14 protein-coding genes are annotated in these 14049 nt (G+C 72.5%); 7 read left to right on the forward strand and 7 right to left on the reverse strand.

From position 1 onward, the window contains the following. Nucleotides 1-36 precede the first annotated feature (36 nt). The 4 genes from CFRA_RS06630 to gatC all read right to left on the reverse strand — a co-directional run bounded on the left by CFRA_RS06630 (nt 37) and on the right by gatC (nt 3929). Nucleotides 37-1068, reverse strand: coding sequence for a 6-phosphofructokinase (locus tag CFRA_RS06630; RefSeq protein WP_075663979.1), 1032 nt, complete (start codon nt 1066-1068; stop codon nt 37-39). 10 nt (nt 1069-1078) lie between these two features. Next, nucleotides 1079-1969, reverse strand: a complete 891-nt coding sequence (locus tag CFRA_RS06635; RefSeq protein WP_075663980.1) for a siderophore-interacting protein — start codon at nt 1967-1969, stop codon at nt 1079-1081. Between the two features lie 183 nt (nt 1970-2152). After that, the gene (gatA, locus tag CFRA_RS06640) at nt 2153-3628 is read right to left on the reverse strand and encodes an Asp-tRNA(Asn)/Glu-tRNA(Gln) amidotransferase subunit GatA (protein ID WP_075663981.1); all 1476 of its coding nucleotides are present in this window, start codon (nt 3626-3628) and stop codon (nt 2153-2155) included. A gap of 4 nt (nt 3629-3632) precedes the next feature. Then, entirely contained in the window at nt 3633-3929 is a 297-nt protein-coding gene (gatC, locus tag CFRA_RS06645) for an Asp-tRNA(Asn)/Glu-tRNA(Gln) amidotransferase subunit GatC (protein ID WP_075663982.1), read from the reverse strand. Between the two features lie 210 nt (nt 3930-4139). Here gatC and CFRA_RS06650 point away from each other — a divergent pair, with 210 nt between their 5' ends. Next, nucleotides 4140-4811 (forward strand): ACT domain-containing protein, encoded by a 672-nt coding sequence (locus CFRA_RS06650; RefSeq protein ID WP_075663983.1) that lies wholly within the window; start codon nt 4140-4142, stop codon nt 4809-4811. A 9-nt stretch (nt 4812-4820) separates the two neighbouring features. Here the strand turns inward: CFRA_RS06650 and ligA are convergent, their stop codons facing one another. Further along, entirely contained in the window at nt 4821-6908 is a 2088-nt protein-coding gene (gene ligA, locus CFRA_RS06655; RefSeq protein ID WP_075663984.1) for an NAD-dependent DNA ligase LigA, read from the reverse strand. Between the two features lie 127 nt (nt 6909-7035). Between ligA and CFRA_RS06660 the strand changes: the two genes are divergently transcribed. From CFRA_RS06660 to CFRA_RS06680, 5 genes are all read left to right on the forward strand, one after another. Beyond that, nucleotides 7036-7707, forward strand: coding sequence for a 3'-5' exonuclease (locus CFRA_RS06660; RefSeq protein WP_075663985.1), 672 nt, complete (start codon nt 7036-7038; stop codon nt 7705-7707). A 128-nt stretch (nt 7708-7835) separates the two neighbouring features. After that, nucleotides 7836-8045 carry a heavy-metal-associated domain-containing protein gene (locus tag CFRA_RS06665; RefSeq protein ID WP_075663986.1) on the forward strand — a complete coding sequence of 70 codons (210 nt, stop codon included), beginning with the start codon at nt 7836-7838 and terminating at the stop codon, nt 8043-8045. A gap of 336 nt (nt 8046-8381) precedes the next feature. Further along, nucleotides 8382-8747: an ArsR/SmtB family transcription factor gene (locus CFRA_RS06670; RefSeq protein WP_245797501.1), complete on the forward strand. Its 366-nt coding sequence runs from the start codon at nt 8382-8384 to the stop codon at nt 8745-8747. An 11-nt stretch (nt 8748-8758) separates the two neighbouring features. Continuing rightward, a complete protein-coding gene (locus CFRA_RS06675; protein ID WP_075663988.1) occupies nt 8759-9007 on the forward strand; it encodes a hypothetical protein in 249 nt (82 codons plus the stop codon). Nucleotides 9008-9031: 24 nt separating this feature from the next. Further along, nucleotides 9032-10474, forward strand: coding sequence for a DHA2 family efflux MFS transporter permease subunit (locus CFRA_RS06680; RefSeq protein WP_245797503.1), 1443 nt, complete (start codon nt 9032-9034; stop codon nt 10472-10474). A gap of 10 nt (nt 10475-10484) precedes the next feature. On the opposite strand, the gene CFRA_RS06685 is transcribed toward CFRA_RS06680, so the two are convergent. Continuing rightward, nucleotides 10485-11441, reverse strand: a complete 957-nt coding sequence (locus tag CFRA_RS06685; RefSeq protein ID WP_075663990.1) for a uroporphyrinogen decarboxylase/cobalamine-independent methonine synthase family protein — start codon at nt 11439-11441, stop codon at nt 10485-10487. Further along, nucleotides 11438-12499, reverse strand: a complete 1062-nt coding sequence (gene mnmA, locus CFRA_RS06690; RefSeq protein ID WP_075663991.1) for a tRNA 2-thiouridine(34) synthase MnmA — start codon at nt 12497-12499, stop codon at nt 11438-11440. The genes CFRA_RS06685 and mnmA overlap by 4 nt, the downstream gene beginning before the upstream one ends. Nucleotides 12500-12906: 407 nt before the next feature. Between mnmA and CFRA_RS06695 the strand changes: the two genes are divergently transcribed. After that, entirely contained in the window at nt 12907-14040 is a 1134-nt protein-coding gene (locus tag CFRA_RS06695; RefSeq protein WP_075663992.1) for an ATP-binding protein, read from the forward strand. Nucleotides 14041-14049: the final 9 nt, after the last annotated feature.

Genomic DNA, 14049 nt, shown 5'->3' on the forward strand with positions numbered 1-14049 from the left:
GGCCGCTGATCCGGATCAGCCAATCAGCTCAGCCACTCAGCCGAACATCGCCTGGGCGGTGCGGTAGCGCTCCTCGGGCACCTTCTTCAGGTGGCCGACGGCCTCCTCGAGGTCGATCAGCTCGATGTTCTCGCCGTGCAGGGCGACGGTCTTGCCGAACTGCCCGGCCTGGACCGCACGCACCGCGCCGACGCCGTAGCGGGTGGCGAGCACGCGGTCGAAGGCGGTCGGGGTGCCGCCGCGCTGGATGTGGCCCAGCACGGTGGTGCGCACGTCGTGGCCGAGGCGCTTGTGGATCTCGTCGGCGACCTGCTGGCCGATGCCGGTGAAGGTCTTGTGGCCGAACTGGTCGATCTCGCCCTCGCGCAGCTCCATGGTGCCCTCGGCGGGCAGCGCGCCCTCGGCGACGACGATGATGCCGTACTTCTCGCCGAGCTGGAAGCGGCGCTCCATGGCCTTGCACACGTCCGCGATGTCGAAGGGCACCTCGGGGATGATCGTATAGTGCGCGCCGCCGGCCATGCCGGCGTGCAGCGCGATCCAGCCGACGTGGCGGCCCATGACCTCGACGATCATCACGCGGTTGTGCGACTCGGCCGTGGTGTGCAGGCGGTCGACGGCGTCGGTGGCCACGGCCACGGCGGTGTCGAAGCCGAAGGTGAAGTCGGTGCCGTTGACGTCGTTGTCGATCGTCTTCGGCACGCCGACGACGGGGATGCCGTTCTGGGCGAGCCACTGCGCGCCCTTGAGCGTGCCCTCGCCGCCGATCGGGATCAGCGCGTCGATGCCGGCGTCCGCGAGGTTCGCCTTGATCTGGTCGATGCCGGCCTTGAACTTGTCCGGGTGCAGACGGCCGGTGCCCAGGATGGTGCCGCCACGCAGCAGGAGGCGGTCGATGAACTCGTCGTCGTAGAGCTGGACGCGCCGGTCCTCGAGCAGGCCGACCCAGCCGTCCTCGTAGCCGACGACCGTGGACCCGAACTCGGAGTTGGCCGTACGCACGATTCCGCGGATGACGGCGTTGAGTCCGGGGCAGTCACCGCCGGAGGTGAGAGTGGCAATACGCATGGCTCACAGTCTAACGGTTGCCGGGGATGCCCGCCGCCTCGGCGGCCTCGGCCGCGGCGGTGAACTCACGCTTGGAGGCCTGCCACTCGTCCTCGACCATGCCGAGGCGCCAGTAGCCGGAGATGCTCACCTTGTCGCGCGCAACCCCAGCGTCGACGAAGAGGAATCGGCGCAGTTCACGCACCATTTCGGCGACCCCGTGCACGAACCACTCGCAGTCCTCGTCCGCGTCCGCCCCGGCGGCGCGCACGGCCTCGACCAGGCGGGTGCCGGGGGTGGCGTCGCCGCGGTGGACCCAGTGCACGCGCACGGATTCTCTCACCGGCAGGGCAACGTGGGCGTCTTCACCGGAGACCTCCAGGAAGACGTCCGCCACGTCGTCGTCGGAGAGCTTTCCGACGCCCGCGGCCACCGCCGGCAGTGCGGACTCATCGCCGACGAGGACATGGCGCGCCGCGCCGGGGCGCGGCGCCCAGGCCCCTCCGGGGCCTGCGAAGGGGATGACCTCGCCGATCTCGGCGCGCTCGGCCCAGGGCCCGGCCACCCCGTCCGCGCCGTGGACGACGAAGTCGATGTCGAAGGCGCCGTTGTCGGTGTCGATGTTGCGCAGCGTGTAGGTGCGCATGACGGGGTGTTCGGTGCGCGGGCGGGTCTCGCGGACCTCGGCGAGGTCGAAGGGCCAGGCGTAGCCGGCGTCCTCGGGCACGAAGAGCAGCTTGACGTAGTGGTCGGTGAAGGGCAGCTCGGCGCCCCGGATGCCGGGGCAGTCGAAGTTCAGCCGGATCATCTCCGGCGAGAGGCGCTCGCGCCCGGTCACCGTCGCGGGCGTGGCACGCCGGCTCTTCTTTCTCCGGCCGGGACCGCCCGGCTTCCTGGTCTGGTCGCTCCGGGTCTCGCTCACGGGAGCCTCCTTTCGATTGGAAGGCCACCCTACCCTCACAAATCAGAAAGCGCCCATGGGTCGCGACGGGCGAGCACCGGGCCCGCCGGGCGAGCCGGACAAACGCCGGGTACGCGAAAACCCCGGGGTGTGCACCCCGGGGTGTGCACCCCGGGGTCACGCGCGCGGCGTCGGCAATCTCTCTTACTTGCGGCCGGCCTCGAAGGCGGCGCCGACGCGGTAGAGGCGGTCGTCGGCGAAGGCCGGGGCCATCAGCTGCAGGCCGACCGGCAGGCCGGTGTCGGAGGCGCGGTCGCCCGGCAGCGACATGCCCGCCTGGCCGGCGAGGTTCAGCGGCAGGGTGCACAGGTCGAAGGCGTACATCTCCAGCGGGTCCTCGACCTTCTCGCCCAGCTTGAAGGCGGTGGTCGGGGTCGTCGGGGTGGCCAGGACGTCGACCTTCTCGTAGGCGCGGGCGAAGTCCTGGGCGACCAGCGTGCGCACGCGCTGGGCCTGCAGGTAGTAGGCGTCGTAGTAGCCCACCGACAGCGCGTAGGTGCCCAGCATGATGCGGCGCTTGACCTCGGGGCCGAAGCCCTCGGCACGCGAGATGGCCATGACCTCGGCCGCCGAGTGGCGCCCGTCGTCGCCGCCGCGGTGGCCGTAGCGCATGCCGTCGAAGCGCGCCAGGTTCGAGGAGACCTCGCACGGCATGATCAGGTAGTAGGCGTTGAGCGCGTCGGCGAAGCGCGGGCAGTCGACCTCGACGAGCTCGGCGCCCTGGGCCTCGAGCTGCTTGAGTGCGGCGCGGTAGCTCTCGACCACGCCGGGCTGGAAGCCCTCGCCGCCGTTGAGCTGGGCGACGACGCCGACCTTGACACCCTTCAGGTCACCGTTCGCGCCCTGGCGGGCCGCGGCGACCACGCCCGGGACCTCGCGGTCGACGCTGGTGGCGTCCATCGGGTCGTGGCCGGCGATGACCTCGTGCAGCAGCGCGGCGTCGAGCACCGAACGCGCGGCCGGGCCGACCTGGTCCAGCGAGGAGGCGCAGGCGATCAGGCCGTAGCGGGAGACCTGGCCGTAGGTGGGCTTGACGCCCACGGTGTCGGTCAGGGCCGCCGGCTGACGCACCGAGCCGCCGGTGTCCGAGCCGATGCCGATCGGGGCCTCGTTGGCGGCCAGGGCCGCCGCGGTGCCGCCGCCGGAGCCGCCCGGGGTGCGGGCGGTGTCCTGCGGGTTCTTCGTCGGGCCGAAGGCCGAGTTCTCCGTCGACGAGCCCATGGCGAACTCGTCCATGTTGGTCTTGCCCAGGATCGGGATGCCGGCGGCGCGCAGGCGCGCGGTCACGGTGGCGTCGTAGGGGCTCAGGTAGCCGTCGAGCATCTTCGAGCCGGCCGTGGTCGGCGCGTCCGTGGTCACCAGGTTGTCCTTGAGGGCCAGCGGCACGCCGGCCAGCGGGGAGGCCGGCTGCTCGCCGGCGTCCAGGGCCTTGTCCACCGCGTCGGCGGCGGCCAGGGCGGCCTCGGAGCCGACGTGCAGGAAGGCGTGGATGTCCCCGTCGACCTCGGCGATGCGGTCGAGGTGGGCCTGGGTGACCTCACGCGAGGAGACCTCGCGATTGTGGATCTTCTCCGCCAGCTCGGCGGCGGTCATCGCGGTCAGGTTGGTCGCTTCGCTCATCCGACTACTCCTCCCCCAGGATCTGCGGGACGACGAACTGCTCGTCCTCGGCGTTGGGCGCCTGGTCGACGGCCTGCTCGGCCGTCAGCGAGGGCTTGACCTCGTCGGGGCGCATCGCGGTGGTGATCGACTGGGGGTGGCTCATCGGCTCCACGCCCTCGGTGTCGACCTGGCGCACCTTGGAGACGGTCTCGACGATCTGGTCGATCTGGGTGGCGAAGTGCTCGATCTCCTCGTCACTCAGCGCCAGCTGCGAGAGCTTCGCCAGGTGGGCGACCTCCTCGCGGGAAATGTCAGGCACGTGCAATCCCATCCTTCGCTCGACTGACCGGTCACGCCGGTCCCTTTCTGACCCTGGCCATCCTAATGCACCCCGCCGCCCGTGCCGGGACAGGCCGTGGACAATCCCGCCCGGGCGCCGGGCGCTCCGTTATGATCGGGGGCCGAACGATTTCTCTCATCTGTGCGTCCCGGCGCGCCCGCGTCCGGGACAGGCCGAAAGGTCGACCCCATGTCCTACCTGATCCGCGTGCTCCTCCCCGACGAGCCCGGCGCCCTCGGTGAGCTCGCCCGCTCGCTGGGCCGCTCGGGCGCGAACATCAACTCGGTGGACGTCGTCGAGACACTGCCCGACGGCACCGTCATGGACGACATCGTGGTCACGGTCCCGAAGGACGTGATGGCCGACGTCATCGTCTCCGCCGCGCAGGACGCCGAGGGGGTGCTGGTCGACTCGATCCGCCCGTTCGCGGGCCGGGTGGACCGCCGCGGGCAGATCGTGATGCTCTCCGAGGTCGCCGAGCACGCCGACAACCCGCGCCGCGCCCTCGAGGTGCTCGTGGGCGTGCTGCCGCGCTCGATGAGCTCGACCTGGGCGCTGGTGCTGCGCGCGAGCGCGCCGGTGACCCGGGTGGCAGCCTCGCAGGCGGCCCCGGCCGACGACGGCCGGGCGCACGAGTCGATCCCGGTCAACGCGCCGCGCATCCTCAACCCCGACACCGAGGACTGGATCCCGGAGACCTGGTCGCTGCTCGACTCCGTGCTGGCGGCCGCTCCCCTGCCGGGCACCGACTTCGTGGTCGTGGTCGCGCGCACCGCCGGCCCGGACTACCTGGCCGGCGAGGTCAGCCAGCTCGGCCACCTGGCCAAGGTCTGCGGCGCGATCCTCTCGGCCGCCGACTAGGCGGCCCGGCTACTCGCTCTCGGCCCCGGCGTCGTCCGCGGCCTCCCCGGCCCCGGTCACGGCCTCGGCGCCGCCGGCGAGCAGCTTCTCGAAGCCGGCCTCGTCGAGCAGCGGCACGCCCAGTTCGCGCGCCTTGGTCTCCTTCGAGCCCGCACCGGGCCCGGCGACGACGAAGTCGGTCTTCTTCGACACCGAACCGGCGGCCTTGCCACCACGGGCGATGATGGCCTCCTTGGCGGAGTCGCGCGAGTAGTTCTCCAGGGTCCCGGTGACCACCACGGTCAGCCCCTCGAGGGTCTGCTCGGCGGTCTCGCCGGGCTCCTCCTCGACGGTGACCCCGGCCGCGGCCCACGCCTCGACGATGCGGCGGTGCCAGTCGACGGCGAACCAGTCCTTCACGCTCCGGGCGATCACCCCGCCCACGCCGTCGATCTCCGCCAACGTCTCCACCGGGGCGTCGTCAATCGCCTTCAGGGAGTGCAGGCGCGCCGCCAGGGCGCGCGCGGCGGTGGGGCCGACGTGCCGGATGGACAGCGCGACGATGACGCGCCACAGGTCGGTCTCGCGCGCGGAGGCGAGGTTGGCCAGGAGCTTCTCGCCCTGGGCGTTGATCTCGCCGTTCTTCTTCGTGTAGACCTGCGAACGCTTCAGGGCCTCCTCGTCGAGGTCGAAGAGCCCGGACTCGTCGGCGATGACGGCGTTGCGGATCAGGTCCTGGGCGCCGCGCTCGCCGAGCGCCTCGATGTCGAAGGCGCCGCGGCCGGCCAGGTACTCCAGGCGCGCGGAGAGCTGCGCCGGGCAGTGGCGGGTGTTCGGGCAGCGCCAGTCGGCGTCGTCCTCCTTCTGCGGGGCCAGGCGCGTGCCGCAGGCCGGGCACAGCGTGGGGAAGACGAAGGCGCGCTCGGTGCCGTCGCGGCGGTCGGCGACGGGCCCAAGGACCTCGGGGATGACCTCGCCGGCCTTGCGGATGACCACGGTGTCGCCGATGAGCACGCCCTTGCGGCGCACCTCGGTCTGGTTGTGCAGGGTGGCCATCGCGACCGTGGAGCCGGCGACCTTGACCGGCCGCATCACGGCGAAGGGGGTGACGCGTCCGGTGCGGCCCACGCCGACGCGGACGTCGAGCAGCTCGGTGGTGACCTCCTCGGGCGGGTACTTGTAGGCGATCGCCCAGCGCGGCGCGCGGCTGGTCGCGCCGTAGGAGCGCTGCTCGGCCAGGGAGTCGACCTTGACCACCAGGCCGTCCATCTCGTGCAGGGCGTCGTGGCGGTGGTCGGCCCAGTAGGCCACCCGCTCCTGGACCTCCTTCTGCGAGTGCACGGGGCGCGTGTAGGGCGAGACGGGCAGCCCCCAGGCCGCGAGCGCCCGGTAGGCCTCGTGCTGGGACTCGGGCGCGAAGCCCTCGCGCGCGCCGATGCCGTGGCAGATCATGCGCAGGCGGCGCTTGCGCACCTCCTCGGGGTTCTTCTGGCGCAGCGAGCCGGCCGCCGCGTTGCGCGGGTTGGCGAAGGGCTTCTTCTCCAGGGCGACGCGCTCGGCGTTGATCTCGGCGAAGTCCTCGACGGCGATGAAGACCTCGCCGCGGATCTCCACCATGGCCGGCACGGGGAACTCCTCCGTGGCGGCCAGCTCGTGCGGGATGTCCTCGATGACGCGGGCGTTGGCGGTGATCTCCTCGCCGACGCGGCCGTCGCCGCGGGTGGCGGCGCGCTCGAGCACGCCGTCGCGGTAGATCAGGTCGATCGACAGCCCGTCGATCTTCAGCTCGGTCAGGTAGGTCTCCGCCGGGGTGCGGGTGAGCCAGTCGCCGAGCTCCTCGGCGGAGAAGACGTTGTCCAGCGAGTACATCTGCTCGGGGTGCTCGACGTCGGCGAAGGCGCCGTCGGTGGGCGTCGGCGCGCCGACCTGCATGGTCGGGCTGTCCGGCACGGCGAGCTCGGGGTGGGCGGCCTCGAGCTCCTGCAGGCGGCGGAACAGCGCGTCGAAGTCGGCGTCCGGGATCTCCGGCTGCTCGTTGTAGTAGAGCTCGCGGTGCCGGCGCACCTCGTCGGCGAGCCGCTGCCAGGTCGCGCGGATGTCGGTGTCTCTCTCAGTCACGGGCACCGAGTCTAGCCGCGCGGGCGCGCCCCGGCCCGCGCCACCCGGCGCGTGCCCGACGCGTGCCCGGCGCGCGCCCCGCGCCGCGCCGCAGGCTCCGTCGAACCCGCCCGCTAGGGTGGGCGGCATGACGAACTTCGACCCGGCGGCCATGCTCTCCTTCGACCTGGAGACCACCTCGGCCAACCCCCACGAGGCGCGCATCGTCACCTCCGCCATGGTGCGCATCGACTCCTCCGGCGCCCACCCCAGCGAGATCCTCGCCGACCCCGGCGTCGAGATCCCCGAGGGCGCGCAGAAGGTCCACGGCATCACCACCGAGTACGCCCGCGAGCACGGCCGTCCCCACGACGAGGTGCTCGACGAGACCGTGGAGACCATCCAGGCCGGCTGGCGCGACGGGCTGAACCTCATCGTCTACAACGCCACCTACGACCTGACGGTCCTGCGCCACCTGACCAGTGACTTCACGGTCACCGGCACGGTCTACGACCCGTTCGTCATCGACAAGATCAAGGACCGCTACCGCAAGGGCCGTCGTCGGCTCTCCGACCTGTGCGAGCACTACGGGGTGCGCATCGACAACGCCCACGAGGCGACCTCGGACGCGCTGGCCGCCGCGCGCATCGCCTGGAAGCAGGTGCGTATCTGGCCCGACCTGGTCGAGATGGACGCCGAGGAGCTCATGGAGTTCCAGGCCGTGGGCTACCACGAGATCCAGACCGAGTTCCGCAAGTACCTCGAGTCCCGCGGGCGCGACGCCTCCGACGTGACCACCTCCTGGCCCATGCAGGGCTGACGCCCTTTCAATTGCCGACGTCGCGCCGCGCCCCTCGGCGCGTCCCGCCCCGTGGCGCGCCATACCCCCAGGGGGTATAGTCCACAGGCAGAGAAGACAGTCGACCCCGCCCGGAAAGGACCCCACCCATGGCCACCCAGAACTACACCGTCACCGGTATGACCTGCGAGCACTGCGAGAACGCCGTGCGCGAGGAGGTCGGCGAGATCACCGGCGTGACCGCCGTGGACGTCTCGCGCACCGACGGCCACCTGACCGTCACCGCCGACACCGAGGTCGCCGACGCCGACGTGCTCGCCGCCGTCGAGGAGGCCGGCTACACAGCCGAGCGCGCCTGACCCCTCCCCCTCCACCGCCGCCCGCAGCCCGGGCGGCGGTTTTTTCACGCGCTTTTCACGCGCTCCGGTTGTCACAATTCTGTAATTCTGTATTCTTGGAACAGCGAGGCCGCACACCCGGCACCGCCCGAGAACCCGATCGACCCCGGACGACCCGGAAGGAGCCCCGCCATCACCGCCCCGCACCAGAATCTGACCGAACGCCTGGCCGAGCTCGAGGACCGTGTCGCCCGCCTCGAGGCCGCCGGTCCCGCCGGCGCCGAGGCGCACGAGCCCGACCGCGACGCGGACGACCCCGATCTTCTGCCCTGGGCCGTCCGCGGCCTGCGCGAGCACTTGCCGCTGCCGGGCGGCTCCGTGCTCTACGCCGGCGACGTGCGCGTCGGTGGGGCCTCCTACAGCTACCAGTGGGAGCGCGAGACCGCCTATCTCACCGAGGGCGACTGGGACGACGCCGCCGAGCGCCTGGCAGCCGTGGCCCACCCGGTGCGCACCCGCATCCTGCGCCGCCTGCTCGAGGCGCCGGCGACGGCCGCCGAGCTCGTCGAGGAGGGCGCCGTCTCCTCCACCGGAGCCGCCTACCACCACCTCGGCGCGCTGCACGCCGCCGGCTGGACCGGCAAGTCCCCCGCCGGCGCCCACCACGTGCGCCCCGCGCGCGTGGTCGCGCTCCTGACCCTCATCCTGGCCACCGACGAATAGGAGAAGAGAACATGTCCGAGAACGAGAACAAGCCCCGGAAGAAGACCGGCTCCTTCGCCCCCTACTTCGGCCTCCTGGCCTTCCTGGCCACCTTCATCATCTTCACGGTCACCGACATGTACGACAGCTGGGTCGTCGCCCTGCTCTTCGCCCTCTCGATCGGCATCGCAGGCTGGCTCGGCACCAGCGGCTTCGAGAAGGCCGCCCACGGCTTCGAGGAGGACGCCCGCAGAAAGGACGCGAGAGACGACCCCGCCTGACCCGCACCTGGCACAATGTCCCGGGTGAGCCCCACCCACCACGACGTCGTCCGCGACGAGGACCTGCCCCTGCCGCTCGAGCGCTGCTGGCCGGCGCTGGTGGTCCTCTGCGTCGGCTTCTTCATGATGCTTCTGGACCAGACCATCGTCGCGGTGGCCACCCCGCACATCCAGGCGGAGATGTCCGCCAGCTACAACCAGGTCATCTGGGTCACCTCCGTCTACTTGCTCTGCTTCGCCGTGCCGCTGCTGTTCACCGGGCGCCTCGGCGACCGCTTCGGCCCGCGCACGATGTACTGCGCGGGCATGTGCCTGTTCACCGTCAGCTCCCTGGCCTGCGGGCTGGCCCCGGGCATGACCGCGCTGATCGTCGCGCGCGGGGTGCAGGGCCTGTCCGCGGCGATGCTGAGCCCCCAGACGATGAGCGTGATCAACCGCATCTTCCCGCGCTCGCACCTGGGCACCGCGCTCGGCGTCTGGGGCGCGACCGCGGGGCTGGCGGGCATGGCCGGGCCGATCTTCGGCGGGATCATCACCCAGCTGTGGGGCTGGCAGTGGGTCTTCTTCATCAACGTGCCCATCGGCGTGGCCGTCGTGGCCTTCGCGTGGCGGGTGGTGCCCGAGTTCCCGCGCCTGGAGCGCCGCCTCGACGCGACCTCGGTGCTGCTCTCCCTGGTGGCGGTCTTCCTGCTCGTCTTCGGCCTTCAGCAGGGCCAGGGCGCCGGCTGGGCTCCCTGGATCTTCGCCGTCGTCGCCGCGGGCCTCGTCGTCGGCGCGGTCTTTTTCGCCCAGCAGCGCCGCGCCGAGCGCCGCGGCCTCGAGCCGCTGGTGCCGCTGCGGGTGTTCAGAAACCGCAACTTCTCCGGCGGCAACGCGAGCATCTTCATGATGGGCATGACCGTCGCGGGCATCCCGCTGCCGCTGATGCTCTACTTCCAGCAGGTCCACCACCTCTCCCCGCTGACGTCCGGGCTGATGATGATCTGCCAGGCCGGCGTCTCGGCCGCCCTCTCCCCCGTCGTCGGCCGCCTGGTCGACCGCCACAACCCGGCCCGGCTGTGCGCGGCCGGCTTCGCCGTGCTGTCGGCCGGCATCACCCTGCTGTGCGCCGCGATGTCCGCCTCCGGATCGCTGATCCTCATCGGCCTGGCGCTGGTCGGGATCGGGGTGGGCAACGCCTTCGTCTGGGCGCCGAACTCGCGCATCACCATGGGTGACCTGCCGCCCGACCTGCTCGGCGCCGGCTCCGGGGTCTACAACACCACCCGCCAGCTCGGCGCGGTGCTCGGCACCGCCGCCATCGGCGCGGTGCTCCAGATCGGCCTGGCCGCCGAGGCCGCCGCGGGCGCCGCCGAGCCCTCCGGTGTCCCCTTCGGCGTCGCGCTCAGCCTGGCGGCGGTGGCCACCGCGGCGGCCGCGGTGATCTCGCTCACCGCCCGCGACCCGCACGAGCTCGACCGCGACTAGGCGCAGCCGTCTAGTTCAGCGACTTCGCCGCCGAGGCCGCCCGCGCATAGGCCGCCCGCGCCGCGGCCGGGTCCTCCGCGGGGGCTGCGACCACGTCGACCAGCCCGGCGGACTCCCGCAGCCCGAGCCGGGACAGGAGATTGACGACGTCGCGCGCCGACGCCCCGCGCACACCCGTGCGCGAGCCCGCGTCCAGGCGCGCGCCCAGTGCGTCGAGCCCGGCGGGGCTAAGGCCCCGCGGGTCGAGCAGCAGCGTGCCGGAAAAGCCCCAGGCCGCCGAGTCGTCGCCGGCGGCGCCCAAGTCCTGCCCGGTCGCGTTGAGCAGCATCTCGCGCGGGTGGTCCTCGTCCGCCGTCGCCCGCGCGGCGTCGGCGACCGTGGCCAGCCCGGCGCGGGCGATCTCGGCGGGCACCGCGCGGATCTCGTCGAAGCGGTGGGTGCCGGGCACCCGACCGGCCACGACGTCGGAGAGCCACGGCTCGTCGAGCTGGACCGCGACGTCCGCGGCCGCCAGCCCGAAGCGGGCGACGAGGTCGGCGGCGTGCGCGGCGGCCGCCCCGGCCAGCGCCTCGGTCAGGTCGCGCACGGCCCCGCGGTCGGTCAGCGCGCGGTGGCCGTTGGGCAGTTCCAGCTCGCAGGCCAGCGACCAGGGCCCCAGCAGCTGGGTCTTCAGCCACGGCACCCCGGCCCAGTTCTCCTCGAGCCAGTCGAGGTCGCGGGCCACCCGGTCGCGGGCGTCCCAGCTCGCGCGCTGCGGTCGCGCGGAGAGCACCCAGCCGCGCGGGCCCAGGTCCGCATGCACGCCGTCGAGGAGCGCGACGGTGCGCACCGCGGCGTCGTCAAGCACCCCGCGCTGCGGCAACTGTGGCACGTGCCAGCGCCCGCCGGCGGCGATCACACCGGTCGCGTCGTCGAGGCGCTCGCCCGGCAGGGCCCCGAGGCCGAGCGCGCGGCTTGCCGCGGTCATCGCGCCGCCACGATCGTGCCGGAGCCGAGCACCGCGTCGCGCGCGTAGAGCACGGCGGCCTGGCCGGGCGCGACCCCGGAGAGCGGCTCGGCGAGTGTGAGGCGCATGCGGTCGCCGTCGATCGCGGCGTGGCAGGCGACGATGCCGCCGTGGGCGCGCACCTGCACCTCACAGTCGAGCGAGCCGCGGAAGTCCTCGTGCAGGCTCTTCAGCCGGTCGGCCTCGATCTCGGTGACCTGCAGGGCCTCGCGGGGGCCGACGGTGACGGTGCCGGTGGCCGCGTCGATGCCCGTGACGTAGCGCGGGCGGCCGTCGGCGGCCGGGGACTTGATGTCCAGGCCCTTGCGCTGGCCGATGGTGAAGCCGTAGGCGCCGTCGTGCTCGCGCAGCTTCGTGCCCTCCTGGTCGACGATCATGCCGGGGCGCATGCCGATGTGGCGGCCGAGGAAGGCCTTGGTGTCGCCGTCCGGGATGAAGCAGATGTCGTAGCTGTCCGGCTTCTTGGCCACGGAGAAGCCGCGCGCGGCGGCCTCGGCGCGGATCTCGGGCTTGGGGGTGTCGCCGACCGGGAAGTAGCAGTGGGCCAGCTCCTCGGCGGAGAGCACGCCGAGCACGTAGGACTGGTCCTTCTTGTCGTCGGTGGAGCGCAGCAGGTGGCCGTCGGCGTCGATGCGGGCGTAGTGGCCGGTGGCCACGGCGTCGAAGCCGAGGGCGAGGGCGCGCTCGAGCAGGGCGGCGAACTTGATCTTCTCGTTGCAGCGCAGGCAGGGGTTGGGTGTCTCGCCGCGGGCGTAGGAGTCGACGAAGTCGTCGATGACGTCGGCCTGGAAGCGGTCCGAGAAGTCCCAGATGTAGAAGGGGATGCCGATCTTGTCGCAGACCCGGCGCGCGTCGGCGGAGTCCTCCAGCGAGCAGCACCCGCGCGAGGACTCGCGCACGGACTGCGGGTCGCGGGACAGGGCGAGGTGGACGCCGACGACCTCGTGGCCGGCGTCCTTGGCGCGGGCGGCGGCGACCGCCGAGTCGACCCCGCCGCTCATCGCGGCGATGACCTTCATGTGCTCTCCTCTCCCCTTTCCACCGCGGGCCGTCTCCGGGCCCGCGTGACCCGCCGAGTCTATCGCCGTCCACGGCGGGCGGCCAAGGTGGTCGTGGATCTGCCGGCTCTACCCCGGCGCGCCCGATCTACCGGATCTACCGCGCACCGGAAGTTCTACCGGATCTACCCCGGCGTGCCAGATCTATCAGATCTACAAGATCTACAAGGCCGCGCGAGATCTATAAGATCTATCCCGGAGGCCGGATTCCACCGGATCCGACCGCACCACGACCACACCACGTCCGTCCGCACCACGTCCGTTCGCACCACGTCCGTTCGCGGCGCCCGCCGCACTCCCCGGGACGACGTCAGACGACACCAGCCGACGACAATCACGACAGCCGACGGCAAGGAGCTCTGAGCGGCATGCCCACCCCGCAACCCAACCCGTTCCGCCCCTCCTTCGGGGTCTCTCCGCTGGTGCTGGCCGGGCGGGGCGACCTGCTCTCCGGGTTCCCGCTGGCGCTCCTCGAGGGCCCCGGCAGCCCGCTGCGCACGATGCTGGTCTCCGGCCCGCGCGGCTCCGGCAAGACCGTGCTGCTCAACGAGCTCGAGGAGGCCGCCCGCACGCAGGGCTGGATCGTGCTGCGCGCCTACCCGGGGGCGGACATGCTCACCGACCTGACGGCCACGGAGATCCCCCGGGCGCTGGCCGCCCTCGACGAGGACCGCCCGGCGCGCCGCATCACCGGCGCCTCGATCGCCGGGCTCGGCTCGGTGCGCACGGAGACCACCGAGCCGGAGCACCGCCCGGCCGCCACGCTGATCTCCGTGCTGCGCACGCTCGCCGAGCGGCTGCGCACCCACGGCACCGGCATCGTCATCAGCGTCGACGAGGTCCAGTCCGCCGACCCCGAGCACCTGCGCGCGGTGGCCACGGCGGTGCAGGACCTGGTGCGCGACAGCCACGACGTCGCCTTCCTCGCCGCCGGGCTGCCCGCGGGCATCACCGCGCTGCTGCAGCACCCGGGCACGACCTTCCTGCGCCGCGCCGAGCTGGTCACCCTCGGCCCCGTCACCGCCGAGGAGTCGGCGGCCGCCGTCGCCGAGACCGTCGCGGCCGGCGGACGGGAGATCACGTCCGAGGCCGTCGAGCTCATCGCCGCACGCGCCCACGGCTACCCCTACCTGATCCAGCTGCTCGGCTCCCTGGCCTGGGCGCAGGCCAGCCTCGAGGAGTCCGCGGAGATCACCGCCGGGACCGTGGAGGCGATCCTGCCGCACGCCGTCTCCCGGATGGGCCGGCAGGTCCACGCGCCCTCGCTGCACGGCATGCCGGACTCCCAGCTGGCCTTCCTCGTCGCGATGGCCCGGGTGGCCGACGCGGACGGCCGGGCCGCCACCGGGGACATCGCCGCGGAGCTCGGGGTCGCCCCCAACGGCATCTCGACGCGGCGCCGCGCGCTCATCGACGCCGACCTGGTCACCCCGGCCGACTACGGTTTCCTCCGTTTCACCCTGCCCTATCTGCGCGAGCACCTGCTCGACACCCACGCCTGACCGATCTGG

The sequence above is a fragment of the Corynebacterium frankenforstense DSM 45800 genome, from assembly GCF_001941485.1.
In the GTDB taxonomy this organism is placed as follows: Bacteria; Actinomycetota; Actinomycetes; order Mycobacteriales; family Mycobacteriaceae; genus Corynebacterium; species Corynebacterium frankenforstense.